General features: G+C 68.5%; 25 protein-coding genes. 16 read left to right on the top strand and 9 right to left on the bottom strand.

The features are described from left to right. Positions 1-135: 135 nt before the first annotated feature. A complete protein-coding gene (ggt, locus tag AC3A3X_RS13480) occupies positions 136-1,836 on the top strand; it encodes a gamma-glutamyltransferase (RefSeq protein WP_487583539.1) in 1,701 nt (566 codons plus the stop codon). A 41-nt stretch (positions 1,837-1,877) separates the two neighbouring features. On the opposite strand, the gene AC3A3X_RS13485 is transcribed toward ggt, so the two are convergent. Further along, complete coding sequence (locus AC3A3X_RS13485; protein WP_487583540.1) at positions 1,878-3,365, bottom strand: AAA family ATPase; 1,488 nt, start codon at positions 3,363-3,365, stop codon at positions 1,878-1,880. A gap of 127 nt (positions 3,366-3,492) precedes the next feature. Between AC3A3X_RS13485 and AC3A3X_RS13490 the strand changes: the two genes are divergently transcribed. From AC3A3X_RS13490 to AC3A3X_RS13540, 11 genes are all read left to right on the top strand, one after another. Next, a complete protein-coding gene (locus AC3A3X_RS13490) occupies positions 3,493-4,398 on the top strand; it encodes an AEC family transporter (RefSeq protein ID WP_487583541.1) in 906 nt (301 codons plus the stop codon). A 78-nt stretch (positions 4,399-4,476) separates the two neighbouring features. Beyond that, positions 4,477-5,109: a nucleotide-binding protein gene (locus AC3A3X_RS13495; protein WP_487583542.1), complete on the top strand. Its 633-nt coding sequence runs from the start codon at positions 4,477-4,479 to the stop codon at positions 5,107-5,109. Positions 5,110-5,208: 99 nt separating this feature from the next. After that, entirely contained in the window at positions 5,209-5,685 is a 477-nt protein-coding gene (locus AC3A3X_RS13500; protein WP_487583543.1) for a SixA phosphatase family protein, read from the top strand. A gap of 23 nt (positions 5,686-5,708) precedes the next feature. Next, positions 5,709-6,311, top strand: coding sequence for a YceI family protein (locus AC3A3X_RS13505; RefSeq protein ID WP_487583544.1), 603 nt, complete (start codon positions 5,709-5,711; stop codon positions 6,309-6,311). Beyond that, positions 6,311-8,392 (top strand): phospholipase D family protein, encoded by a 2,082-nt coding sequence (locus AC3A3X_RS13510; protein ID WP_487583545.1) that lies wholly within the window; start codon positions 6,311-6,313, stop codon positions 8,390-8,392. Before AC3A3X_RS13505 ends, AC3A3X_RS13510 begins: the two co-directional genes overlap by 1 nt. 414 nt (positions 8,393-8,806) lie before the next feature. Then, positions 8,807-9,004: a hypothetical protein gene (locus AC3A3X_RS13515; protein ID WP_487583546.1), complete on the top strand. Its 198-nt coding sequence runs from the start codon at positions 8,807-8,809 to the stop codon at positions 9,002-9,004. Positions 9,005-9,049: 45 nt separating this feature from the next. Next, positions 9,050-9,241 carry a hypothetical protein gene (locus AC3A3X_RS13520; RefSeq protein WP_487583547.1) on the top strand — a complete coding sequence of 64 codons (192 nt, stop codon included), beginning with the start codon at positions 9,050-9,052 and terminating at the stop codon, positions 9,239-9,241. Between the two features lie 358 nt (positions 9,242-9,599). Then, positions 9,600-9,959 carry a hotdog fold thioesterase gene (locus tag AC3A3X_RS13525; protein ID WP_487583596.1) on the top strand — a complete coding sequence of 120 codons (360 nt, stop codon included), beginning with the start codon at positions 9,600-9,602 and terminating at the stop codon, positions 9,957-9,959. A 373-nt stretch (positions 9,960-10,332) separates the two neighbouring features. Then, entirely contained in the window at positions 10,333-10,764 is a 432-nt protein-coding gene (locus tag AC3A3X_RS13530) for a hypothetical protein (protein ID WP_487583548.1), read from the top strand. Positions 10,765-10,896: 132 nt separating this feature from the next. Then, the gene (gene gnd / locus AC3A3X_RS13535; protein WP_487583549.1) at positions 10,897-11,802 is read left to right on the top strand and encodes a phosphogluconate dehydrogenase (NAD(+)-dependent, decarboxylating); all 906 of its coding nucleotides are present in this window, start codon (positions 10,897-10,899) and stop codon (positions 11,800-11,802) included. Positions 11,803-11,963: 161 nt separating this feature from the next. Further along, on the top strand, positions 11,964-12,401 hold the full coding sequence (locus tag AC3A3X_RS13540) for a hypothetical protein (protein ID WP_487583550.1): 438 nt from the start codon (positions 11,964-11,966) through the stop codon (positions 12,399-12,401). A gap of 51 nt (positions 12,402-12,452) precedes the next feature. Here the strand turns inward: AC3A3X_RS13540 and AC3A3X_RS13545 are convergent, their stop codons facing one another. Then, positions 12,453-12,920, bottom strand: a complete 468-nt coding sequence (locus tag AC3A3X_RS13545) for a hypothetical protein (protein ID WP_487583551.1) — start codon at positions 12,918-12,920, stop codon at positions 12,453-12,455. A 164-nt stretch (positions 12,921-13,084) separates the two neighbouring features. Between AC3A3X_RS13545 and AC3A3X_RS13550 the strand changes: the two genes are divergently transcribed. Together AC3A3X_RS13550 and AC3A3X_RS13555 are read left to right on the top strand one after the other, a co-directional pair. Next, positions 13,085-14,194: a winged helix DNA-binding domain-containing protein gene (locus tag AC3A3X_RS13550; RefSeq protein WP_487583552.1), complete on the top strand. Its 1,110-nt coding sequence runs from the start codon at positions 13,085-13,087 to the stop codon at positions 14,192-14,194. 22 nt (positions 14,195-14,216) lie between these two features. Further along, entirely contained in the window at positions 14,217-14,966 is a 750-nt protein-coding gene (locus AC3A3X_RS13555) for an N-acetylmuramoyl-L-alanine amidase (RefSeq protein WP_487583553.1), read from the top strand. Positions 14,967-14,996: 30 nt separating this feature from the next. On the opposite strand, the gene AC3A3X_RS13560 is transcribed toward AC3A3X_RS13555, so the two are convergent. Both AC3A3X_RS13560 and AC3A3X_RS13565 read right to left on the bottom strand, forming a co-directional pair. Further along, the gene (locus tag AC3A3X_RS13560; RefSeq protein ID WP_487583554.1) at positions 14,997-16,298 is read right to left on the bottom strand and encodes an APC family permease; all 1,302 of its coding nucleotides are present in this window, start codon (positions 16,296-16,298) and stop codon (positions 14,997-14,999) included. 694 nt (positions 16,299-16,992) lie between these two features. After that, positions 16,993-17,526: an outer membrane beta-barrel protein gene (locus AC3A3X_RS13565; RefSeq protein WP_487583555.1), complete on the bottom strand. Its 534-nt coding sequence runs from the start codon at positions 17,524-17,526 to the stop codon at positions 16,993-16,995. Between the two features lie 432 nt (positions 17,527-17,958). Here AC3A3X_RS13565 and AC3A3X_RS13570 point away from each other — a divergent pair, with 432 nt between their 5' ends. Together AC3A3X_RS13570 and fnr are read left to right on the top strand one after the other, a co-directional pair. Next, a complete protein-coding gene (locus AC3A3X_RS13570) occupies positions 17,959-18,435 on the top strand; it encodes a hypothetical protein (protein ID WP_487583556.1) in 477 nt (158 codons plus the stop codon). A 207-nt stretch (positions 18,436-18,642) separates the two neighbouring features. Then, a complete protein-coding gene (gene fnr, locus AC3A3X_RS13575; protein ID WP_487583557.1) occupies positions 18,643-19,407 on the top strand; it encodes a fumarate/nitrate reduction transcriptional regulator Fnr in 765 nt (254 codons plus the stop codon). Positions 19,408-19,473: 66 nt separating this feature from the next. Here fnr and AC3A3X_RS13580 read toward each other — a convergent pair whose 3' ends face one another. The 5 genes from AC3A3X_RS13580 to AC3A3X_RS13600 form a co-directional block, all read right to left on the bottom strand. After that, on the bottom strand, positions 19,474-20,196 hold the full coding sequence (locus AC3A3X_RS13580; RefSeq protein ID WP_487583558.1) for a sulfite exporter TauE/SafE family protein: 723 nt from the start codon (positions 20,194-20,196) through the stop codon (positions 19,474-19,476). Continuing rightward, the gene (ccoS, locus tag AC3A3X_RS13585) at positions 20,186-20,404 is read right to left on the bottom strand and encodes a cbb3-type cytochrome oxidase assembly protein CcoS (protein ID WP_487583559.1); all 219 of its coding nucleotides are present in this window, start codon (positions 20,402-20,404) and stop codon (positions 20,186-20,188) included. Before ccoS ends, AC3A3X_RS13580 begins: the two co-directional genes overlap by 11 nt. After that, positions 20,401-22,830, bottom strand: coding sequence for a heavy metal translocating P-type ATPase (locus AC3A3X_RS13590; protein ID WP_487583560.1), 2,430 nt, complete (start codon positions 22,828-22,830; stop codon positions 20,401-20,403). Before AC3A3X_RS13590 ends, ccoS begins: the two co-directional genes overlap by 4 nt. A gap of 66 nt (positions 22,831-22,896) precedes the next feature. Beyond that, entirely contained in the window at positions 22,897-23,421 is a 525-nt protein-coding gene (locus AC3A3X_RS13595; protein ID WP_487583561.1) for a FixH family protein, read from the bottom strand. Further along, positions 23,421-24,995 (bottom strand): 4Fe-4S dicluster domain-containing protein, encoded by a 1,575-nt coding sequence (locus AC3A3X_RS13600; protein ID WP_487583562.1) that lies wholly within the window; start codon positions 24,993-24,995, stop codon positions 23,421-23,423. Before AC3A3X_RS13600 ends, AC3A3X_RS13595 begins: the two co-directional genes overlap by 1 nt. Positions 24,996-25,005: the final 10 nt, after the last annotated feature.

Consider the following 25,005-nt stretch of genomic DNA (forward strand, 5'->3'; position numbering starts at 1 on the left):
CCCCGCGTGCTGCGGGGCCATAGTGGTTCGCAACACGCCATCCGGCCCCGTATCGCCGTCAAATGGCCAGGCCGGCACGGTCGCCAGCCCCGCGACGCGCGCTAGGATGCGTTTTTCCCATGCGGATCACCCGGCATGCGTCTGCTGTTCATCGCTGTCCTCCTGAGCCTCCCTTTCTCCGCCATGTGCGCCGACCGCATCACCGGCAAGCCCTTCGCCACGCGCAGCGAGGTCTACGCCCCGCATGCGATCGCGGCCACGTCGCACCCGCTGGCGACGCAGATCGCGCTGGACGTGATGAAGGCCGGCGGCAGCGCGGTCGACGCGGCCATCGCCGCCAATGCCGCACTCGGCCTGATGGAGCCGACCGGCAATGGCGTCGGTGGCGACCTGTTCGCGATCGTCTGGGATCCCAAGACCAAAAAGTTGTACGGCTACAACGGTTCCGGCCGTTCGCCCAGGTCGCTGACCCTGGCCGAGTTCCAGCGCCGCGGCCTGACCGACATCCCGCCGCATGGCCCGCTGCCGGTGACGGTGCCCGGCACGGTCGATGCCTGGTTCGCGCTGCACGGCCGCTTCGGTCGCAAGCCCATCGCCGACGACCTCGCGCCGGCGATCCGCTATGCCCGCGAAGGGCATCCGGTCCACGAAGTGATCGCCTATTACTGGGGGCGCAGCGTGCCGACGCTGTCGAAGTGGCCGGGCTTCAGCGAGCAGTTCACCGTCGACGGAAAGCGCGGTCCGAAGACCGGCGAGATGTGGCGCAACCCGAACCTGGCCAACACCATTGAGAAGATCGCCCAGGGCGGTCGTGACGCGTTCTACAAGGGCGACATCGCCCGCACCATCGACGCCTACTTCAAGGCCAACGGCGGCTTCCTGAGCTACGAGGACATGGCCGCCCACCAGGGCGAATGGGTCGAGCCGGTCAGCACCGACTACCGCGGTTATGACGTGTGGGAACTGCCGCCCAACGGCCAGGGCATCGCCGCACTGCAGATCCTCAACCTGCTTGAGCCCTATGACCTGAAGTCGTACGGCTTCGGCAGCCCCGAGCACGTGCACCTGTTCGCCGAGGCCAAGAAGCTGGCCTTCGCCGACCGCGCGCGCTGGTACGCCGATCCGGACTTCGCCGCCGCGCCGGTGAAGAAGCTGATCTCCAAGGACTACGCCGCCCAGCGCCGCAAGCTGATCTCGATGGACAAGGCGCTCAAGGAAGTGCAGCCGGCCACGCCGAAGGAACTCGACGAAGGCGACACCATCTACATGACCGTGGCCGATGCAGACGGCATGATGGTCTCGCTGATCCAGTCCAACTACCGCGGCATGGGCAGCGGCATGGCACCGCCGGGGCTGGGCTTCATCTTCCAGGACCGCGGCGAGCAGTTTGTGCTCAAGGAAGGCCACCCCAATTCGTTCCAGCCGGGCAAGCGCCCGTTCCACACCATCATTCCGGCGTTCGTGACCAGGGCCGGCAAGCCGTGGCTGAGCTTCGGCGTGATGGGCGGGGCGATGCAGCCGCAGGGCCACGTGCAGATCCTGCTCAACCTGATCGACTTCGGCATGAACCTGCAGGAAGCCGGCGATGCGCCGCGCATCCAGCACGACGGCAGCACCGAGCCGACCGGGCAGGCGACGGTGATGAGCGACGGCGGCGAGCTCGATCTGGAGACCGGCTACTCCTACGAGACCGTGCGCGCGCTGATGCGCAAGGGCCACTCGGTGCGCTTCGCCGACGGGCCGTACGGCGGCTACCAGGCGATCATGGTCAATCCCAACGGCGGCTACGTCGGCGCCAGCGAATCGCGCAAGGACGGCCAGGCGGCAGGCTACTGAGAGGCCGAGGCGGGTCGTTGCCTTGCCCGCCCGGCGAGCCGTCAGTCCGCCGGCACCGTCCGCCCGTTGGCCCATTCGCGCAGCGACTGCACCTGCTCGGCCATCAGCACCGAGAGCGGCCGGGTCTGCTTGAGCTCGGCGCGCAGGGTGAAGTCGTTCAGTGGCGCCTGGGCCGCGTGCGCCGCGTACAGGGCCGCGACAATCGCCTGCTCGATCTCGGCGCCGGAAAAGCCGTCGCTGGCCGTGACCAGCGACGCCATCTCGAAGCTCGACGGATCCAGCGCGCGCCGGCGCAGGTGCAGGCCGAACAGCTGCTCGCGCGCGGCCGCGTCAGGCAGGTCGACGAAGAAGATCTCGTCGAAGCGGCCCTTGCGCAGCAGCTCCGGCGGCAGCGCATCGATCTGGTTGGCCGTGGCGACCAGGAACACCCGCGACTTGCGTTCGGCCATCCAGGTCAGCAGGTAGCCCAGCACGCGGCGCGAGACGCCGCCATCGCTGTCGCCGCCGTCGCCGGCCAGTCCCTTCTCGATCTCGTCGATCCACAGCACGCACGGCTCGAGCTGCTCGGCCGAACTCAATGCCGCGCGCAGGTTCTTCTCGGTCTCGCCATGGAACTTGTCGTAGAGCGTGCCGAAATCCAGCCGCACCAGCGGCACGCCGAAGCCGGCCGCGACGGCCTTGGCCAGCATCGACTTGCCGCAGCCCTGTACGCCCAGCAACAGCACGCCCTTGGGCGGATCGAGCCCGGGCGGCGCCTCACCGCTGGTGAACACGCCGCGGCGCTGCTCGATCCAGCGCTTGAAGCGGCGCGCACCGGCGACCTCGTCCATGCGCGCGCTGTCGTACTCGTAGTGCAGGTGGCCGCTGCGGTTGAGCAGCTCGAACTTGAGCTTGGCCAGCTGCGGCAGATCGCCCGGGCCGAGCGCGCCGTCGTCGTGGATCAGATGGCGGGTGATGCGACGCGCGTCGATCGGGTCGAGCCCGCGCAGGTTGCGCACGATCTGCTGCACGGTTTGCGCATCGACCTCGACCCGGCGCCCACCGTGTTCGCGCGCGTAGGCCTCCGCCTCCTCGCGCACCAGTTTGAGCAGGGCATTGGCGTCGGGCAGGCGCGGCGTGAAGCGCACCGCCAATGCATCCAGTTCCGGCGGCAGTTCGACCTTGTGGCCGACCAGCACCAGCACGTGCGGTTGGCAGTCACGGCGCTGGATGATGTCGCGCAGCAGGCGCTGGGTGCTGGCGTAGCCCAGGTAGGGATGGATATCGAGCAACACGTAGATGCCGCGTTGGGTGGCATCGCGGATCGCATGCAGGGTCGTGGACGCATCGGGCGCGACCTCGGGCGGATCTTCCCTGTCCAGGTCGATCCGGCGCAGGCCCTCGGTGATCGACCAGCGGTGCAGCGCGCGCCACACCTGCATCAGCGCTTGCCGGAACAGTTCGACCACGCGCGCCTCATCGCGGGTCTCGATGACGATCAGGGGAGTGTTTGCGCGGATCAGCGCGGTCAGGTCCTGCAGTTCGCTCATCGCGTGTGGCTTTCCGGGGCGTCCGTGTCGGTGATTGATGATAGCGGCAGCACTGGCGGATTACCGGCCCTGAGCGTGGGCGCGAAGCACCGAAGTACCATGCCCACTCCCCCGCACGGACCCGAACATGGCCTTCGACGCCTTCGCCCTGATCCTGGCGATGCTGGTGCTGGGCTATGTCTTCCAGCGCCTGCGCGCGTTGCCGGCGGATGCGGGGCGGACCCTGAACCTGGTGGTGCTGTACGTCTGCCTGCCGGCGGCGGTGCTGCGCTATGCCCCACGCCTGCAGCTGGAACCGGCGTTGCTCGCGGTCGCCGCGGTGCCGTGGCTGCTGCTCGGGGCCACCGTGCTGCTGGTGGGTTTGCTGTCGCGCTGGCTGCGCTTGCGCCGCGACGAGCATGCCGTGCTGCTGCTCACCGTCGCCCTGGGCAACACCAGCTTCCTCGGCTATCCGCTCACGCGCGCGCTGATCGGCGAGCACGCGCTGCCATACGCGGTGGTCTACGACCAGTTCGGCGTGTTCCTGATGCTGTCGACCTTCGGCCTGTGGGTGCTGGCGCACTACGGCGGCGAGCACGCGCCCAGTGCGCGCGACATGGCGCTGCGGGTGCTGAAGTTCCCGCCGCTGTGGGCGCTGCTGGTCGGCTTCACGGTGATGCCCGAGCACCCGCCGGGCTGGATCGAAGGCGGCCTGCAGCGGCTGTCCGAAGCGCTGTTGCCGCTGGCGATGCTGACCATCGGCTTGTCGGTCCGCCTGACCCTGCCGCGCGACGAACTCAAGCCGCTGGCCGCCGGGCTGGCGCTGAAGCTGGCGCTGATGCCGGCACTGGCGGCGCTGCTGGTGCCGCTGCTCGGGCTGCAGGGCGAAATGGCGCGTGCCACCGTCCTGGAGTCGGCGATGCCGCCGATGGTCACCGCCGGTGCCCTCGCCATCGGCCACGGCCTGGCGCCGCGCCTGGCCGCGGCGATGGTCGGCTATGGCGTATTGCTGTCCCTGCTGACCCTGCCTTTGTGGGCGCAGTGGGGGAGCTGACCCTGCCCGGGCCGTCGACGCGATGGTCGCGCCCCGGGCCCCGGTGTACGCTGCGGCTTCCATCCAGAGGGAGTTCGCATGAAGACCGTGCTGGTGGCCAGTTCCAAGGGTGGCGTCGGCAAGACCACGATCGCCACCCATATCGCCGCGCAATCGGCCATCGACGGCCTGCGTACCGCGCTGGTCGATGCCGACCCACAGGAATCCTCGACCCGTTGGGCGCAACGCCGCGCATTGCTCGACAGTGCCGTGCTGCCGCTCGACGGCACCCGCCGCAAGGCCTGGCGCAAGCATCTGCCCGATGACACCCAGCGCCTGGTGATCGACGCACCTGCCGGCGCGATGGCAGACGATCTTGACAGCTTCCTCGACCAGGCCGATGCCGTGATCGTCCCGGTGCAGCCCTCGGCGCTGGATATCGAGGCAACCGTGCCGTTCCTGGACTCGCTGGCCCGGCACCCGCGGGTGCGCAAGGGTTCGCTGCGCGTGGGCCTGGTCGGCAACAAGATCAAGCCGTGGACCAATGCCTCGCAGCAGGCGCTCGAGCTGCTTGCCGCCTGGCCGTACCCGGTGGTGGCGCAGCTTCGCGACAGCCAGGCCTACGTGGTCCTGACCGGCCTGGGCAAGAGTCTGTTCGACTACCACTCCGCGCAAGTGCGCGAGCACCAGGACGACTGGCAGCCTTTGCTGAAGTGGTTGAAGAAGGCGTGAGGAGAAAGTTGATCAGTTCGACATCACGCCGGTCGAGGATAATGCACGCTCGATCTTCATCCGATTCCTCGGTCCAGACGCGAAAAGGTAGCGACGCGAATGCGTGAATTGATCCTGCTGCGCCATGCCCACGCCGAACCTGCCGGTAACGGCCAGGCCGACCTGGACCGCCCCCTGTCGGCCGAAGGGCTGGCCGAGGCCGAAGCGGCCGGCCGCTGGCTGGCGGCCAACAAGCTGGTGCCCGACTGCGTGCTGTGTTCGCCTTCGCGGCGTACCCGCGAAACCCTGGAAGCGGTGCTGGGCGCGATCGGTTATGTCGACCAGCGCATCGAACCGTCGATCTACGAGGCGACCCCGGGCACGCTGATCGCCCTGGCCGATGCCCACGGCGAGTCCGAGCGCTTGATGGTGGTCGGCCACAACCCCGGGCTGGAACGCCTGGCCGCGCTGCTGCACAGCGGCCAGTCCGGCGATTACCGCGGCATGCCGCCGGGCGGCATCGCGGTGCTGAGCGTGCCGACCGAGACCAGCCTGGAACCGGGAGTGGCCCAGCTCAGCGCTTTCTGGTGGCCGTGACGACGAGTTCGCGATGCGCCCGGGTGGCGCTGTTGTCCTGCGTGCTGATGTCGTGCCTGTTGTCGGGTTGGCCTGTGCTGGCCCGCCAGGCGGCGGCGCCTGCACCGTCTGCCGCGCCCGCGGCAGCGACGCTGCAAGCGTTCGATCCGCATTACACGCGCTTTGGTTTCGAGCTGCGCACCCGCTGGGGCCAGCGCGTGGTCGGCGTGTTCCCGCAGTATGAGGGCGAAGTGACGCAGTTGCCGGACGGGCGCCACCTGGTCCGCATCGTCCTGCGCACTGCCGGAGTCGTCGTCGGCGGGTCCGAACGCTACACCCAGATGGCGCGCGGTCCTGGCTTCTTCGATGCGGAACGCTATCCGTTGATCGAGTTCGAATCCGACCCGCATCCGGAGCTGCTGATCCATTCCGGTGGCCGCATGCGCGGACGGCTGACGATGCACGGCGTCAGCCGCATCGAGTCGTTCTACCTGGCGCCGGCGACGTGCGACCGGCCGGGCAAGGACTGCGAAGTCGTCGCCAGCGGCAGCATCAGCCGCGCTGACTACGGTCTCGATGGCTGGCAACTGGCCCTTACCGACCGGGTCCGCTTCACCATGCGCGTGCGCGTGATCGAGGCCAGGTGATGCCCAGGCACCTGCGGTGGACGGCGGTCGCATTGGCGCTGGCGGTGTCCGGCTGCGCCTCGCTGTCCAATGCCGAGCGCGACCGCGCCAGCGCGATGGTCGTGGCAGCGCGGCCGACCCGTCTCGATTGCGTCCGCGACGACGCCTGTGCGCAAGCCTCGCCGCTGCGCCAGCTGGCCTCGCGCGCCTTCGCCGGATCGACCGCGCAGGCGCCGCGCCATTACGCGCTGATCCTCGATGTCGGCCCGGATGCATTGCTGGCGCGCATCAACCTGATCCGCAGCGCCACCACCGCGATCGACCTGCAGACCTACATCTTCGACGAGGACGATGCCGGCCGGCTGGTGATGGACGAACTGCTGGCCGCCGCGCGCCGCGGCGTGCGCGTGCGCGTGCTGATCGACCAGTTGTCGGCGCTCAGGCATGTCGACACGCTGGCGGCGCTGGCCGCCGCCCACGCCAACTTCGAGTTGCGCCTGTACAGCCCGGTGCTCGGCCGCGCCCAGACCAGTTACCCGCAGTACGCCCTGGCGGCCGCATGCTGCTGGAACAAGCTCAACCAGCGCATGCACACCAAGTTGCTGCTGATCGACGGCGCCGTCGGCATCACCGGCGGTCGCAACTACCAGGACGACTATTACGACTGGGACGACGAGTACAACTTCCGCGACCGCGACCTGCTCGTCGCCGGCCCGGTTGCGCACGTGATGGGCGAGGACTTCTCGCTGTTCTGGAACGACCGCCGCAGTGTCCCGGTCGAGCGCCTCAACGATGTCGGCCATCGACTGCTCCATGGCGGCGTGCCGCCGTTGCCGGCGGCGGTGTACGAGCGGCCGCAACGTGCGCAGGCGATGCAGCGCGATGCCGCCGACACCGCCCTGGTCGAACAACGCCTCGCCCAGCAGGCACTACTGGTCGGCGACGTGCGTTACATCTCCGATACCCCGGAAAAACACCACAGCAATGGCGCCGACCAGCAGGCGGTGGCATCGGGATCGCTGCGCGAGCTGATCGAATCGGCGCACAAGGAAGTGCTGCTGCAGACACCCTACCTGGTGCTGTCGGACGCGGCGCAGGAGATGTTCCGCCAACTGCACCAGCGTCCGCGCGAGCAGCGGCCGCGCGTGATCGTCTCGACCAACAGCCTGGCCGCGACCGACGCCTTCATCGCCTACGCCTTGTCGTACAAGTACAAGCGGCGCTACCTGCGCGAATTCGGCTTCAACATCTTCGAGTACAAGCCCTTTCCGCGCGATGCGCCGATCGATGTCGCCACCACCGGCGCGACCTTGCCGGCATTCGACGACGCCGGCAGCGCCGACAGCGAAGCAATCCCCGACGGCCCGGGCCTTGACAGCGCTGGCCTCGACAGCCCGGACGCCGACCCGGCGTCGCTCGAGCCCGCGCTTGCCGGCGAAGGCATCGAACCCGGGCCGCCAGAGAGCGAAACGGCGACGCCGCAGCAGGTGCACCGCGAGCTGCGCGAGCGTTACGACCGTCGCAGCGCGATCGAACGCCAGCAGTACCGGCGCGCGCTGTCGCGCGAGTACACCGCGCTGCGCTATGGCTCGCGCAAGGCCAACCAGCCGGTGCCGCTGGAACGCGCCGGCGTGCGCATCGGCATGCATGCCAAGTCGATGGTGATCGACGAGAGGATCGGCGTGGTCGGAACGCACAATTTCGATCCGCGCGGCGACCACTACAACACCGAGAGTGCGGTGGTGATCGAGGATCCGGCGTTCGCCCAGGCGTTGGCGCGCAGCATCCGTCGCGACATGGAGCCGGCCAACTCGTGGGTGATCGCGCGCCGCGACAAGCCGCCGGTGTTCTCGGGCCTGGATTACTCGATCGGCAAGATGTTCGAGGCCATGCCGATCTTCGACCTGTGGCCGATGCGCTATGCCACCAGCTACGAGTTCGTGCCCGGACCGGAGTGCCCGCAGCCGTTGTTGCCGAGCGATCCGGGCTTTCGCGCCTGCTACACGCCGGTCGGGGACTTCCCGGAAGTGGCGCTGGGGCTGAAGGGCATCACGACGCGGATCTTCACCGCGTTCGGCGCGGGGCTGGCCCCGATTCTCTGAGGCCCTGTCGTCCCGAGCGCAGCGAGGGACCTGCTGTTGAAGCGCTCAGCGCCCCTCGGAAAGCAGGTCCCTCGCTGCGCTCGGGACGACAGCCGGCCCCATTTCGCGCACTGGCCACTTCGCCCCCCGCCCGCAGCGCCCCGTTCATCCTGCTGACCGTGACGCTCGTCACTGTCCCCGTTGGCCCGGATCGGGGGTCTTCGGGCCGTCAGCGTGACCGCGAGCGCTCACCCCTGCCATCAGTCATGGCAACGGTTCGCTCGAAATAGCTATCTATATCAGCAAGTTCCGGATGCGGTCCCGCTTCACCAGGTAGGTCTTCGGTGGGGTGACTTCTGGCCCATGGCGGAATAGATCTGGTGTTGTAGTCTACCAACACACTAAGTCACTCCCCCGCTGACAAAGGACACCGCCATGAACGCCATCCGCCTCTCCGCCCTGTTTGCCAAGCCGGTAGCTCCGGCCCGCCTGACCGCCAACCTGCTCAATGCCGCCCCGGCCCGCCCGCATCGCGAACGCGATTTCGGCATCGGCTACGGCAACAGCAGTGGCTACGCCAGCAATCGCCGCTACACCTCCGAGTGGGGCCCGACGCGCTTCCGTTGCGCCTGAACCGCTACTCGCCACACCGCAAGACCTCTTCGCCAGGAACACGCCATGAACGCCTTCACCCGCACCCCGACCGTTCCCGTCCCCGTCTCCGCTCCGCGCTCGAACGTTGTTCCGATGCCGCAGCGCCATGTTCACCGCGAGCGTGACTTCGGCGTCGGCTACGGCAACAGCAGCGGTTATGCCAGCAACCGCAGCTACGCCCAGGACTGGATGCAGCCGCGCTTCCGCTGCGCGTGATCCGAGCGAAGAACACAACGAATGAACGTATCGAATGACGCTGTCGCAGCAGCAGTAGCTCCACCCGAAACATCAGTAACACCACCGCTCCATACAAGTCATCTCTCGCTTCCCCCTGGCCCGGGGCCGGCACGTCGGACTCTCTCCGTGGCGACGCGCCGTCCTCCGGGCCAATTTTTTTCTCGGTAACTCTGCTGTCCGCTCCTCTCTCCTGAGCCGCCGCAATGGCTGGCAGCCAGCGCCCACGCTGGGCTAAGGTGGCGAAATGAGCGACGACACCACCCCCGCGCCGCAACGCTCGCCGTTCCGCGGAATCCCCGATCTGGCCGACCTCAACGCGCTGTCCAGGGGCACCGCGATGGAACCGCTGGGAATCGTCTTCACCGAAATAGGCCCCGACTTCGTCCGCGGCACCATGCCGGTCGACGAGCGCACCCGCCAGCCCTATGGGCTGCTGCACGGCGGTGCGTCGGTCCTGCTGGCCGAGACCCTGGGCAGCAGCGCCGGCAACCTGTGCGTCGGTAGCGACGAGGTCTGCGTCGGCATCGAGATCAACGCCAACCATCTGCGCGCCGCGCGCGATGGCGTGGTCACCGGCACCGCCCGCCCGATCCACGTCGGCGCACGCACCCAGGTCTGGGACATCCGCATCGAAGACGAGCGCGGCCGCCTGGTCTGCATCTCGCGCCTGACTCTGGCGGTCGTGCCGCGCACCTAGGACCACGCTGAGCGAGCCATCTGTCGTCCCGAACGCAGCGAGGGACCTGCTGGTGCTGTTGCTGTTGCTGTTGCTGTTGCGTGTGCGTGTCGGGCTTGCGTCTGCGTTGCGGCGTCGTCCGCCGGGCCGGGGATTGCTCCGCCCCTTCGTCGGACATCCTGTCCGAAGGCGGGGCGCGGGCCATCCATGGCCCGCTGCTCCGCAATCCCCGGCCCGGCGGACGACGCTTCGGCACGTCGATGCACTGTGCTTCGTTCGCCTCGCTAACCACAGCGGCCAACTGGCAGCCGCTCAGCTGGGAGAAGAACCTTCTGGCTGGCCTGCACGCGGGGCGGGGCGCGTTGTTCCGGACACAGGGAACCGGAGCGGAACCATGCGCACTCAGGGAATGTGTCTCGCCGTGGTCCTGGCAGCCGCGGCAACGCCGACCACGCCAATGACGGCGATCGCGCAGGACCTGCGACCGGAGTCGCTGAAGCTGTACGGCGGCACCTATTCGCCCGATTGTGGCAACGCCGCCGCGCCGCAGGTGCGCATCGCCGCCGACGGCCTGCAGATCAGCGCCAGCGGCAAGCGCGTGAGCACGCCGGCGCGCATGGACTCCTACACCAGCTTTGGCGGCGCGCCGACTTCGGCCGTTCCTGAGGGTTACAAGGTCGAATTCATCGGCGACGACTTCTCGCTGTATGTGTTCGAGGACGCCAAGGGCACGTATGTGCCATTGGAAGGCTACGTACCCAGCGCTGCCGCGGTGGTCGGCGGTCCGGCGATGAAATCGCGCTTCGGCCGTTGCGCCGGCACCTGACCTGGGTGACCGCGAGCCCGGTCGATCGGGTCCGTGATCACCAACCCGCACGCTACAAGCACGCTTCCCCTGCACGGCTGCCTGCGCGATGCTGTCGCGTCGCCAGCGCGACCCCACAGGCGAGGAGGCTGCATGGAACTTGGCATGATCGGTTTGGGCCGGATGGGCGCCAACATGGCCGAACGGCTGGTGCGCAACGGCCATCGCGTCGTGGGCTTCGACCCTGGCGCGTCAGCGCGCGAGCAGGCCGCCACGCGCGGCATCGAAGCGGTGGCGTCGCAGGCGGAACTGATCGCCGCGCTGCCGTCGCCACGCGCGCTGTGGCTGATGGTGCCGGCCGGCGACCCGGTCGATCGCAGCATCGATGAACTGCTGCCGCAGCTCAGCGCCGGCGACACGATCGTCGATGGCGGAAATTCCAACTACAAGGATTCGATGCGGCGTGCGCAGCGGCTGGCCGAACATGGCATCGCCTGGGTCGACTGCGGAACCAGCGGTGGCGTCTGGGGCCTGGCCGAGGGCTACAGCCTGATGATCGGCGGCGACGAGGCGGCGGTCGAGCGCCTGCGGCCGATATTCAGCGCGCTGGCGCCCACGCCCGACAGCGGCTGGGGGCGGGTCGGACCCAGCGGTGCCGGCCACTTCGCCAAGATGGTCCACAACGGCATCGAGTACGGAATGATGCAGGCCTACGCCGAAGGCTTCGCGATCATGCAGCGCAAGGCCGACTTCGGCCTCGACCTGGGGCAGGTGGCGCAGATCTGGCGCCACGGCAGCGTGGTCCGCTCGTGGCTGCTCGACCTCAGCGCGGGTGCGCTGGAGCGCAACCCGCAACTGGACGGCATCGCGCCCTTCGTCGCCGACTCGGGCGAGGGGCGCTGGACCGTGGCCGAGGCCATCGATCTGGATGTGTCGGCGCCGGTGATCACGCTGTCGCTGCTGGAGCGGTTGCGCTCGCGCGAGGACGACTCCTTCGCCGACAAGTTGCTGGCGGCAATGCGCAACGAGTTCGGCGGCCACGCCCTCCGCAAGAGCTGAGCGGGCTCCAGCTGAGCGGGCTCTAGCTGAGCAGGCTCTAGTGAGCATCTGGCTCTCGCCCGGGCTGCCGGGCGGGGCTCATGTCGCAGTGCGGCAACACGCAATCCCGCAGCCGGGTAGTCTTGCCGCCGGGCATCCGCCCTTGGGGAGGAGAGACAAACATGACCACCGTTGTCGCGTCGTCGCGTCCCACCAGTTTCTGGATCATCGCCACGCTGGCGCTGGTCTGGAACCTCATCGGCGTCTGCATGTTCTACCTGCAGATGGCCGCGACTCCCGAGCAGCTGGCGGCGATGCCCGCCGAGCAGCGCCAGATCCTCGAGGCAACGCCTTCATGGCTCAACGCCGCCTATGGCGTGGCCGTGTTCGCCGGCGCACTCGGCGCGATCGGCCTGCTGCTGAAGAAGCGCTGGGCGGTAACCCTGTTCCAGCTGTCGCTGGTCGCCCTGGTCGTGCAGATCGCCGGAGCCTTCATCGTGACCCCGGCATGGAAGCTGATGGGTCCGATGAGCCTGGCGATGCCGGCCCTGATCCTGGTCATCGCGCTGTTCCTGCTGTCGTATGCGCGCAAGGCTGCGGCGCGACGCTGGATCGGGTGAGCGTCTGTAGACGGCGCATCGCCGCTGCCCGCGGCGATGCGCCACCCGATGTCACCGTGCCGTCTCGACCTGCCGCGGTGAGCCCCGGCCATTGCGCGCGACATCGTGTTCCGCGCTGACGGCGTGGCCGGTGCATCCGGCCGACTCGTAGGCGGCCTGTGCGTCGGAGTAGGCGTGGCCAGGGTCCGCCGGACCCTGGGCGAAGCGGTGCCTGCGTCGCGACCCATGCATTACATGTGCCAGTTCGAAGCAACGAAGGTGGTAGCGGCTCCTGGTGTCCTCCTCCGCCACGATCGTTGCGATCTCGGCCACGCCGTGGCGCGCCAGCAGTGCGCCCACCAGGCGATGCCCGAAAAACAGGTTGGCCACCGCCAGCAGCGTCATCGCTGCCAACACTGGCAACCACACACCGCGCGGCTCGATCAGCACGACCAGTGACGTAACTGCCCCCACCATCAGCATCGTGACCAGCATCTTGTGTGCGGCCGCCTCATGCAGCGCGGCAATCAGCATCTCCATCCCGCTTCCGTGCGCCCCTGTGTCCCGAGCGCGGGAGGATAACGACCGGCATTCACGCTCGCGACACGACCAGGCCGGGGTCGGACACGCGTCCAGATGCCGTGAAAGGCACCTGTGAAACAATCCCTCGACCCGCCACCGCCACCGGCAATGGAACCGACCTGATGGCGATAAAACTGCTGAGTAACCGCGCACTCAATCGTGCCCTGCTGGCGAGGCAGGGATTGCTCAAACGCCAGCGCCTCGCCATTGCCGACCTGCTCCATCGCGTCGGCGGAGTGCAGTCGCAGGAGCCGCGGGATCCGTACGTGGCGCTGTGGTCGCGCCTGACCGGTTTCACCAGCGAGAAGCTGCACGCAGCCGCGCAGCGCCGCGAGATCGTGCGCGGAAGCTACCTGCGCTCGACCATCCACACCGTCGCCAGCGCCGACTTCCTTGCGTTTCGCCCGTTGCTGCAGCAGGTGATCGATCGCGAACTGGAGACCGCGCACTGGCGGTCGATCAGTGGCGGCTTCGATCCCGACCGGATCGAGCCGCTCGCGCGCGCGCTGATGGCCGAACGGGCGATGAGCGCGCAGGAACTCGGTGCCGCCTTGCTGGTGCACTTCCCCGATGCCGACAAGGCCGGTCTCGGTCACTGGGTGCGCACGCGCGTGCCACTGGCGATCGTGCCGAGCGACGACCGCTGGGGCTACTCGCGGCCGCCGCGCTTCGCGCCGGTCGAGCAATGGCTGCAGCAGCCACTGACGCCTGCCGGCATCGCCGAGCTGCTGTTGCATGGCATCGCCGCGATCGGCCCGGCCAGCTCCGCCGACCTGCGCAGTTGGTCGGCGCTGCGCGGCATCAGGCCGGTGCTCGCGTCGCTGCGTCCGCAGCTGCGCGTGTTCCGCGACGAGGCCGGTCGCGAGCTGTACGATCTGCCCGATGCCGCCGGGCCGCGCGCGGAAACGCCGGCGCCGGTGCGCTTCCTGCCCGAGTACGACAACGTCTTCCTGTCCCACGACGACCGCGCCCGCATCATCCTGCCGCAGCACAACCACCACTTCACCCAGTCGGCGAACGGTCGGCGCCTGCGCGCGGTGCTGGTCGACGGCTTCGTCCGCGCCGGCTGGTCACTTGCCCGCGACAAGGGCCGGGCCAGCCTCCAGGTGCGGATGTTCGACCGCTTCGATGCCGGCACGCGCAATGAGATCGCAGCCGAAGCGCAGGCGCTCTTGCGTTTCCTCGAGCCCGACGCGGATGATCACGCAGTCGAATTGACGCAGTCGAATTGAAGTGATCGCAACGGAGATCCGGATGAAGGCAAGCATCGCAGTACTGGCCATTGCCTTGATGGCCGTCGGTTGCGCGAGCGCGCCGCCGGCCGCGCGCAACCCGTTGGCCGAGTGGCGTCCATCGCTCAACTACAACGCCCGCAGCGCGCAGATGATCATCATCCACCAGACCGAGATGGAATCGGCGGAGGCGGCGCTGCTGACCCTGCAGACCCGCAACTCCACCGGCCGCGTGAGTGCCCATTACCTGATCGGAAAGGACGGTCGCCTGTACCAGCTGGTGGCCGAGTCCGATCGCGCCTGGCATGCCGGCGCCTCGCGCTGGGGCGGCGTGGCCGATCTCAACTCCGGCACGATCGGCATCGAACTGGACAACGACGGCGTCGCACCGTTCAGCACCGCCCAGATCGACACGCTGCTGCGGTTGCTGGGCGACATCACATCGCGCCTGGACATTCCGCGCCACCTCGTCATCGGTCACGGCGACATCGCGCCGACGCGAAAGCGCGATCCCAGCCCGCTGTTCCCGTGGCAGCGCCTGGCCGACGCCGGCTATGGCCTGTGGCCGCGAACACCACTGGCCCCGGCCCCGGCCGGCTTCGATCCGTGGGCGGCCTTGCGCCTGGTCGGCTACGACCTGCGCGATCCGGCAGCGGCGGTGCGCGCGTTCCACCGTCACTACCGTGGCAACGAAGACGAGCAGTGGCTGCCCGGAGACGCCGAGATCCTCCACGACCTGCAGCTGCAGCTGATGGAGATGCCGTCTGCGTAGAACGCTACGCGTTCTTGCCCGGTGAACCGCTTATGCGTTCTCCCGTGCGCGACGGAACCGGTAGACCACCGCGCCCACCAGCAGCGCGACCGCCGCGGCCAGCAGGTTGGCGATGCTGGCACTGGCGAGCAGGCCAAGACTGAGCGCGATCGCCGCGAGCGGAATCAGCGGGCCACCGGGCAACTGCAACGCGCCGTCGTGGTGGCCGTGGCGCTTGCGCAGCACCAGCACCGAACAGGCCGTGCCGATGTAGGTGCACAGTCGCGACACCACCGACAGCAGCGCCAGCTGCACGAACGAGCCCGACAGCGCCAGCGCGAGCGAGATCACGCCGATCACCACCACCGCGACCGCGGGCGTGTGCAGGCGCGGATGGATCGCGGCGAGCGAGCGCGGGCCATAGCCATCGCTGGCCAGCGCCAGCAGGTAGCGCGGCGCCATCATCACCGTATTGCTGGTGGTGCCGAGGATGGAGATGCTCGCGCCTACGGTCATCAGCAGCGCCAGCGTTTCACCGCTGAAGCCGGCCGCCGCCTGCGCCAGCGGCGTCGAGGAACCCGCAAGGCCGGGCAGCGTGCCCAGCGCGACCCATTGCACGCTGACATAGACCAGTGTGACGGTGGCGATCATGGTCAGCAGGGCGAACGGGACATCACGCCGCGGATTGCGGTACTCGCCGGCGGCGGCCGGCAGGTTCTCGAAACCGGCGTAGGCGAACAGCAACAGCAGTGCTGCTTCGGCCAGGGTCCTGGTCGAGATCGGTACGTTGGCCGGCGAGGCCAGCGCGGCATCGACATGGAAGGCGCCGATCGCCACGAACAACAGCAGCGGCAACAGCTTGCCGATCGCCAGGACCACGCCGGTGCGGGCCGCGGCGCGCACACCGATCACGTTGATCACGACCAGCAGGCCGAGCGATCCGGTGACGATCGCGATCCGCGGCAGACCCGATGCCGCCGCCGGCCAGTAATGGGTGACCGCTTCGGCCAGGCCGTTGCTGAGCGCGGCCGCGGTGGCCAGGCGCGTGAGCAGCAGCATCCAGCCGACCTCGAAGCCAACAAAAGACCCGAAGGCTTCGCGTGCATACAGGTAGCCACCGCCCGGGCCGTCGAAGTAGCTCGCGGCCTGGGCATAGCAGAGCACCAGCAGGCTGACCGCGAACCCGGCGAGCAACACCGCCCACAGACTCGCCGGTCCCAGCAGCGCCGCGGCGGCGGCCGGCAGCAGGTAGATCCCGCTGCCGATCACGTCGTTGATCGAAAGTCCGACGATCTGCCAGCGGCTGACCGCACGCAGCGTGGTGGTGGGGTGTGCCGCTGCCTGCTGGTCCAAGGGCGTTGCCTGTGCGAGGTCGATGCACCGAGAGTGCCTGATGCTGCGCTGCGGTTGCCACTGCGCCCCACCCCCTCCTTCCGGAAGCCGCGGTTGTTTCATTGACTTCGCGTGTCGCCGCGCCGGCATTGGCTGCGTGACACGACTGCAAGGGTCGGGCTCGGGCTGTGCCGATACCGGGCGGTGTCCGTGCCCTCGCCCGGTCGGGAGCTCGGTTCCGGACGCCCGCTGGAGGATCAGGTGGTTTCAAACCCGCTTGGGTGCGCAACTCCGCGTTCCTGACACGTGTAACGACACTGGGTCCCCGCCTTCGCGGGGATGACGGTCTTCCAGCAACGGTGAGAGCCCCTCTCCCGCTTGCGGGAGAGGGGTTGGGGTGAGGGCCGCCGAAGACCGTGCAACAAAGCCCCAGAGCGTCGTCCGCCGGGCCGGGGATTGCGCAGCAGTGGGCCATGGATGGCCCACGCCCCGCATTCGGACAGGATGTCCGACCAAGGGGCGGAGCAATCCCCGGCCCGGTGGACGACGCCCCTCCGCAGACGCAAGCCCAACATGCAACAGCAACAGCAACAGCAGGTCCCTCACTACGTTCGGGACGACAAGGCTTCACGCGAAAGAAGCAAAGAGCGGCCGGAGAAGCAAAAAAGCCGCCGGCTTTCACCGGCGGCCTTCGTCGTCACGCAGATCGCCGCGATCAGAAGTCGTAGCGGACCTGGATCTGCGCCAGGTCGAGGTCGGTGTCTTCGATCTCGAAGCGGCTGTACTCGCCACGCAGGGCGACGTGGTCGGTGAAGCGGTACTGCACGCCGACACCGTAGGTCGGGTCGGTGCCGCTGTCATCGGCGTTGCCGACCACGCTCGGAATCGCCGTGTCGATGTCCCAGCGCTGGAAACCGGCCTTGGCATAGGCGGAGAAGTTGTCGGTGATCGGCACCGTGCCAACCGCGGTCAGATAGACCGAACTGGCTTCGAGCTCCGGGCCATTGCCGCGCGGCTCGAGCTTGCCGAAGTCGGCATAACCGGCCTCGAGACCGAAATAGCGGTTGAACTGATAACCGCCGAACAGCGAGAACGCAGTGTCCTCGTCGTCGTAGTTGCCTTCGTCGACAAACGACTGGCCGACGCCGGCACCGGCGTAGAAACCCTTGTCCGCGGCCTGCGCACCGAATGCGGCGGCACCGGCGAGGACGGCGATGAGGGCGCGGGAAAGCATCTTGTTCTTGCTCATTGCTGTTCTAACTCCTGCAACGGTCACCGCGGCCAATCGGGGGAGGGAGCGGTGGCGTGTCTGCGATGGGCCCCGGCGGAATGCCTGGGCAGCCAGCGCTGCAGGGAATAAGTGGGTCTGCCAATGCGCGGCCCAAGGCCGGAGTCCGGGGATTCACTGTCCCGCGTCTGGAACACATGCGCGTGGCGACCTCGCGGCAATCTGGACTTTGCCGAATCTGGCGAAAAGGTCAGGGATGGCCGTAAAATCAAGCCGCTCGCAATACGATCGGCAGGTCCGCAGCCGGAACTGTGAACCTCGTCTGGTTGCCGCCGCGGGCGTGATGCTGTGTCGATCGCCGTGAGCGGAGCCCGACAGTGGCTGCGCCGGCGCGCCATTGCCCCGATCGATCCCCCAAATCTTCTGGACAAGTCAAAGCAAGGAGCCATGCAAATGTTTTCAAGGAATCTGGTGTTGGCGGTCGTCCTGGCGGGCACCTGCCTGGCCATGCCCACAGCAAACGCGGTGGACGACAAACCGTTCGACACGGTAGCGGTGATGGAAAAGCAGGAACGCATCCGCCGCGATGCCTTGGCAGGAGTCGCCGGATTCAGCTCGCTGTCCAGCGACAAGCGTCGCGAATTCCTGGAGCACCAGGATGCCCTGATCGGCATCATCGACGGTCGCCGCTACGAGGAACTGACCACCGAAGAGCGTGCCCGCGCCTCGGGTGAGATCGCCTGGATCGACTCGGTCACCCGCCAGGTCGCCGACGAGCGCATGGTCTGCGAACGCACCAGGAAGTCGGGCAGCAACCGCGTCGAACGGGTCTGCATGACCGCCCAGCAGAAGCGCGAGGCGCAGGATAACGCGCGCAGGGCGATGGAAGGCCGACGCACCCCTGCGCAGCTTGACTCGGGTACGCGCTGACGCGGTGACTGCGTTGTCGCGGAAGTTCATGCAGGCGCTGGCATAGTCGCCGGGCGGATGCCGTTCAGGCCTCCGCGGCACGCTCCGCAAGAGGGCGGCGCAAATCGTCGAGTGTGGTGCGAAAGGCGGCTTCGGCCGCCTTTCGCTTTGCTGGCGAACCGTGACGCATTCGCGGCGGTGAGCCGGGCCATGCGACAATGGCGGCCCATGAACGACGCTGTTGACCTCGACCTGGCCCGGCTGCGCCGCAGCTGTGCGCAATGCTCGCTGCAGGACCTGTGCCTCCCGGCCGGCATCGATGCCGACGAGCTGGTCCGCCTCGACGAGATCGTCCGCCGTCGTCGCACCCTTGCCCGCGGCGAGCGTCTGTTCCGCATTGGCGATCCCCTGGCCTCGGTCTTCGTTGCCCGCGATGGCGCCTTCAAGACCGTCAGCATCAGCGAGGACGGCGAAGAGCAGGTCATCGGTTTCCACCTGGCCGGCGAACTGATCGGTCTCGATGCCCTGGGCGAGGGCGCCCACCGCTGCGAGGCCGTGGCGCTGGAAACCGCCAACGTCTGCGACGTCCCGCTGGACCAGCTCAGTACCGTGGCCGCGCAGTTGCCCTCGTTGCAGCACCAGCTCCTGCGCGTGATCGGGCACAGCCTCAATCGCGACCACGACCACATGGAAATGCTGGTCCGGCGCCAGGCCAACGAGCGGATCGCCCTGTTCCTGCATGGCCTGGGCGAACGCTACCGCCAGATCGGGCAGTCACCGTCGGCTTTGCGCCTGCCGATGAGCCGCGAGGACGTTGCGCGCTACCTCGGCCTGGCGCTGGAAACGGTCAGCCGCGGCTTCACCCGGCTGCAGGAGGACGGCGTGATCGCGGTGCACGGACGACGCGTCGAGATACTCGACCTGGACGTGCTCGAACGCCTCGCGCACGGTGCCGACAGCAACGAACCCAAGCGCCACCGAACCGCCCTGTAGGAGCGAGCTCGCTCGCGAACCCCCGGGTCACCGCACCGTGCGTCGCCGGCTCATGCAGCCGACCCATCACGCAGGCAAACTGCCGCAGCCCAGCGCTGCCAGCAGCGAATGCAACGCCGGCACCCGCATCAGCCACGGCGCCGTCAGCGTCAGCACGCCCGCAGCCAGCACCAGCGCGGCGGCGGCATTGCGCCAGCGTGTCTGCAGCCAGCGACCCAGGCGCGCGCCGCTCATGGTCAGCGGCAGCATCACCGGCAACGTGCCCAGGCCGAATGCCGCCATCGTCAGTGCGCCGTTGATGGCGCTCACCTGCAGCCATGCCGCCACCAGCAGGGTCGTGCTCAGGCCGCACGGCAGCCAGCCCCACAACAACGCCAGGCCGAGCCGGCGCGCCCGCGTATCGGCAGGCAACAGGCGCTGCTGCAGTGGCCGCAACAGCTGCCACAGCCGGTTGCCCGGGCGCGACAGGAAGGCCAGTCGTCCCTGCCGATCGAACAGGCGCAGCGCCACGATCACCAGCACCACGCCGACCAGCATGCGCAAACCCAAGGCCAGCCCTTCGATGCGTGCCACCTCGACGATGCCGTGGCCCAGGCCGCCTGCGATCGCGCCGGCAATGACGTAGCCGCCCACGCGGCCAAGGTTGGCCTCAAGTGCGACCCGGCCGGGGTGGCCGGTCGCTGTCGCCGAGAATCCGGTGGCGATGCCGCCGCACATCGCCGCGCAGTGCACGCCGCCAAGCAGGCCGCTGAGCAGGGCCGCGCCGAGGGTCAGCCAGTCAATCGGCATCCGCGCCTTCCTGCGGTGGAGCCGTGGGCACGGGAGTGCCTGCGCTCGACGGCTTCCGCGCGGCAGGCGGCGCGTCCTCGCGCAGGATGTCGATGGCGGGCGTGTCGAGATCGTCGAACTGACCGCGCCGCACCGCCCACACGAATGCCCAGATCGCGACGCCGAGCAGGACCAGGCTGATCGGGACGAGCAGCAGCAGGATGGTCATGGCCGTGCCCCGCCCGCCGGGCGTCGGCCCAGGCGCAGCGCGTTGAGCGTGACCAGCAACGACGACAGCGCCATGCCGACCGCGGCGATCCACGGCGTGACATGGCCGGTCGCGGCCAGCGGCAGCGCCAGCAGGTTGTAGCCCAGCGCCCATACCAGGTTCTGGCGGACGATCGCCTGGGTGCGGCGGGCCAGTGCAATCGCCTCGGGAATGCGCGACAGCGACGGGCTGGTGACGACGAAGTCGGCCGCGCGCTGTGCCAGTGCCGCGCCTTCGGCCATCGCGATCGAGACGTCGGCACCGGCCAGGACCGGCGCATCGTTGAGGCCGTCGCCGACCATTGCCACGACATCGCCGCGCGATTGCAGGTCGCGAACGTGGGCCAGCTTCTGCTCCGGTGTCTGCCGCGAGCGCACCGTGTCGATGCCGATCGCGGCGGCGAAGCGCCGCACCGGCGCATGCGCATCGCCGCTGCACAGTTCGACCTGCAGGCCCTGCGCCTGCAAGGCCAACACTGCTGCATGCGCGTCTTCACGCCTGGCTTCGCTGACAGTGAAGCGGGCGACCGCGATGCCGTCGCGTCCAAGCCAGAGTGCACCGTCGTCCTCGCCGCCGGCGGCGAACTCGGCGCGACCCAGGCGCCAGCCCGCATCGCCGATGCGGGCCTCGATGCCATGGCCGGGAATGCTGTGCAACTGCTCGGCGCGATAGGTGCTGTCGATGTCGGAGAACGCGTGCGCCAGTGGATGGCCGCTGTCGCGTTCCAGCGCGGCGGCGATCGCCAGTGCATCGTCGGGATCGGCGCCGTTGAAGATGCTGACCGTATCAAGCTGGGGGCGACCGTTGCTGAGCGTGCCGGTCTTGTCGAACACGACACGATCGACGCGAGCCAGCGCCGACAGCGCATCTCCGCGCAACCCGAGCACGCCCATCCGCGCCAGCGCACCGTGTGCGGCGGTCAGTGCGGTCGGGATCGCCAGCGACAGCGCGCAAGGGCAGCTGACCACCAGCAAGGCCAGCGTCACCTCGAGCGCGCGCGACGGATCGTGCTGCTGCCACCAGGCGTATACGGCCAGCGCACACGGCACCAGCACCAGCACGAAACCACTGGCCACGCGTTCGGCCACGCGGGCCAGCGCCGGACGCTCGCCCTGCGCCTGTTCGACCAGGCGGGTCAGCTGCGACAACCGCGTGTCGTTTCCGACCCGGGTCACGCGGATGCGCGCGGCCTGTTCGCGGCAGATACTGCCGGCCAGCGCGGTCGCGCCGGGCGCGTGCTGCACGGGCGCCGATTCGCCGGTGATCAGTGCCTCGTCGAAGCCGCAGGCGTGGTCGAGCAGCACGCCGTCGGCCGGTACCGATTCGCCGGAGGCGACACGCACGATGTCGCCGACGGCAAGCTCAGCCAGCGCCACCTGTTCGCGCCTGCCGTCGTCGCGCTCGCGCGTGGCCAGCGCCGGTCGCGCCCGCGCCAGTGCATCCACCTGCGCACTGGCGACGCGCCGCGCGCGCTGCTCGAACATCCGCGCCACCAGCAACAGCAGCACGAACATCACCGCAGCGTCGTACCAGACATGCGGCCCGCCGCGCACGGTCTCGATCAGGCTGGCGAAGTACGCCAGCAGCGTCGACGACGCGATCAGCGTGTCCATGCCCAGGCGCCGGCCGCGCAGCTCGCGCCACATGCCTTCCAGGAACGGCCAGCCCGAGTAGAACACCACCGGTGTCGAGACGAGGAAGGTGATCCAGCGGAAGAAATCGCGCGTGGCCAGCGGCATCTGCCCGGCCGTGTCCAGGTACAGCGCTTCGGCGAACATCATCGCCTGGATCGCACCGAGCCCGGCCACGCCCATGCCGATCAGCCAGCGCCGGCGCTCCTGCTTCTGCGCCTGTTCTCGGGCATCGCCGGTGGCCAGCCATGGACGGTAGCCCAGCGCATTGAGGCGCGACATCAGCGTCGACAGCGCGACTTTCTGCGGGTCCCAGGCTACGACTATCCGGCCGGTGACCGCATTGGCGCCGGCATCGAGCACGCCCGGGATGCGATGCAACGCGCGATCGACCAGCCATGCGCAGGCGGCGCAGCGCATCGCGTCGGTGAGCACGGTGATCTCGCGTCCGCCGGGAACGTTGCGGCTGTGCTCGGCGAGGACGAGTTCGCGGTCCCAGCCGGCGAAGTCGCCGGCGTCGGCATCGACGCGACCGGCGGGCACGCTGCGCAGGCGGTAGTAATCCTCCAGCGCGGCCTGCCGGATCCAGTTCGCCGCCGCGGCACAGCCGCTGCAGCAGAACAGGTGGTCGCCGGAGGCAACCGTGCCCGCTGCCGTCAGTGCCTCGCCACAATGGTGGCAGACGGACGCAAGCGCACCGGCGTGGACTTCGCCACGGCGATCGTCTGGAGCCAGCGCGGTCTGCGAGACGCTCATGCCGACATCATCCCCCAATCATCGGGCTTTGATCGGACATTCATCTGGCCAAGGGGCGCCGAGCGATCAATCGTCCGCCAGCGCCGGAGCCAGGTGCGCGGCACGCTGCCCGGCCAGCAGCCGGCCACGCAGGCGCCAGCTGCGGTCTGCCGGCGACAGCTGCAGCAGCCAGTCGTGGTCGGTCGCGCCATTGAAGAGCACGGGTTCGACGTTGGCACGCCAGCCCAGTTCGCTCGGCATCAGGGTGACAGTGCGATCCTGCGCCGCTTCGCTGGGATGGGAAAGGATCAGCGTCAGCGGTTCGTCGCGATGCACGTCGCCATCGGCGAAGCCGCCGCCGACGGGCAGCAGCTCGATCATGTCCTTGCCCACGCGCACAACCGCCGACAGCTTCAGTGCCTGGGCGCGCGCATCCGGGCCCAGTTCGGTGACCTGGATCTGCGCGGTGCGCTGGACCGGATCGATCACCGCATCGGTGCTGCCACTGCGCACGGCCACCACCACCAGGCCGACGCCGGCGACGATCGACAGGATCGGCAAGCCGATCACCACCCACATGATCGGCATGCGCAACGGACCGGCGCGCTCCATCACATCGGCCCGAAGAAGGTGGAAGGCACTTCCGCCTGCGCGGCACCATCGATGCGCTGCACCTTGAAGACGATCTCCTGCTTGCCGCGCACGTCCTTCGGCGAGGACAGCGTCAGCGGCAGGTTGAGTACCTGCTCGGCGGGCGCGTCGATGACCTGGGCGCCATCGGTGGTACCGCTGCCGATCAGGGCGCTGCTCACCAGGGTAATTCCGGCCGGCGCCTGCAGGGTCAGGCGGAACTTCTGTGCCTTGACGTCCTTGTTGACCAGCTTGAGCGTGTAGCCGTTCTCGATCCGGCCGTCACCGGTCTCGCGGTACAGCGCATTGCGGTCGCGCAGCACTTCGGCGATCAACGGGCTGCGGTGGCCCACGCCCCAGGCCCAGCCCGCGCACAGCGCGAGCAGCAGCAGGCCGTAGACGAACACGCGCGGACGCAGCACGCGCGTGGGCTTGCCGTCGATCGCGTTCTGCGTGGAATAGCGGATGAGCCCCTTCGGGTAGCCCATCTTGTCCATGACATCGTCGCAGGCATCGATGCAGGCGCCGCAGGCGATGCACTCGTACTGCAGGCCGTTGCGGATGTCGATGCCGGTCGGGCAGACCTGCACGCAGATCGTGCAGTCGATGCAGTCGCCCAGTTCCTCCGGTGCGAACTTCGGCAGCGGCGCGACCTTGATACCCGAGTCGGTGACCGCGGTCGTTCCGGCGGCGACCACCGAGCCGATGATATGGTGCGCGGCCCGCATCGCGTAGTCATAGGCGGTGGCCGGATCGAGCAGGCCACGACGCTCGGCCGCGCCCTTCATGCCGCGCTTGCGCGGACCACGCGGTTCGCCGCGCATCGGGTCGTAGGCGATGATCAGCGTGTTGCGGTCGAACATCGCGCTCTGGAAGCGCGCGTACGGGCACATGTACTTGCACACCTGCTCGCGCAGGAAGCCGGCATTGCCCCAGGTGGCCAGGGCGTAGAACAACACCCAGAACAGTTCCCAGTTGCCCCAGCCCGGCGCACTGCCGATCAGCGGCGTGCGCGCGGCCAGGTCGGTGATCGGGGTGAAGAAGCCGACGAAGGTGAAACCGGTCCACAGCGCGAACACCAGCCACAGCGCGTGCTTGCTGCCCTTGCGCAGGACCTTGTTGCGGTTCCAGGGGCCGGCATCGAGTTTCATCCGCGCGCTGCGGTCGCCCTCGGTCCACTGCTCCATCCACAGGAAGACCTCGGTCCACACCGTCTGCGGGCAGGCATAGCCGCACCACAGGCGGCCGGCGAGGGCGGTGAAGAAGAACAGGGCGAGGCCGGCGATCACCAGCAGCATCGCCAGGAACACGAAGTCCTGCGGCCAGAAGTTCAGCCCGAACACGTAGAACTTGCGCGCCGGCAGGTCGAACAGCACCGCCTGGCGGCCATCCCAGCGCAGCCACGGGAAGACGTAGAACATCCCAAGCAGCACCACCACCGCGATCTTGCGCCAGGTCTGGAAGCGGCCATCGACGTCGCGCGGGTAGATCTTGCGCTCGCTCACGTACAGCGCGCTGCCGTCATCCAGCAGGTCGAGGGGGATCTTCTTTGTCATTGCAGGTTAC

This window comes from Lysobacter sp. Soil_N_23 (assembly GCF_057656135.1).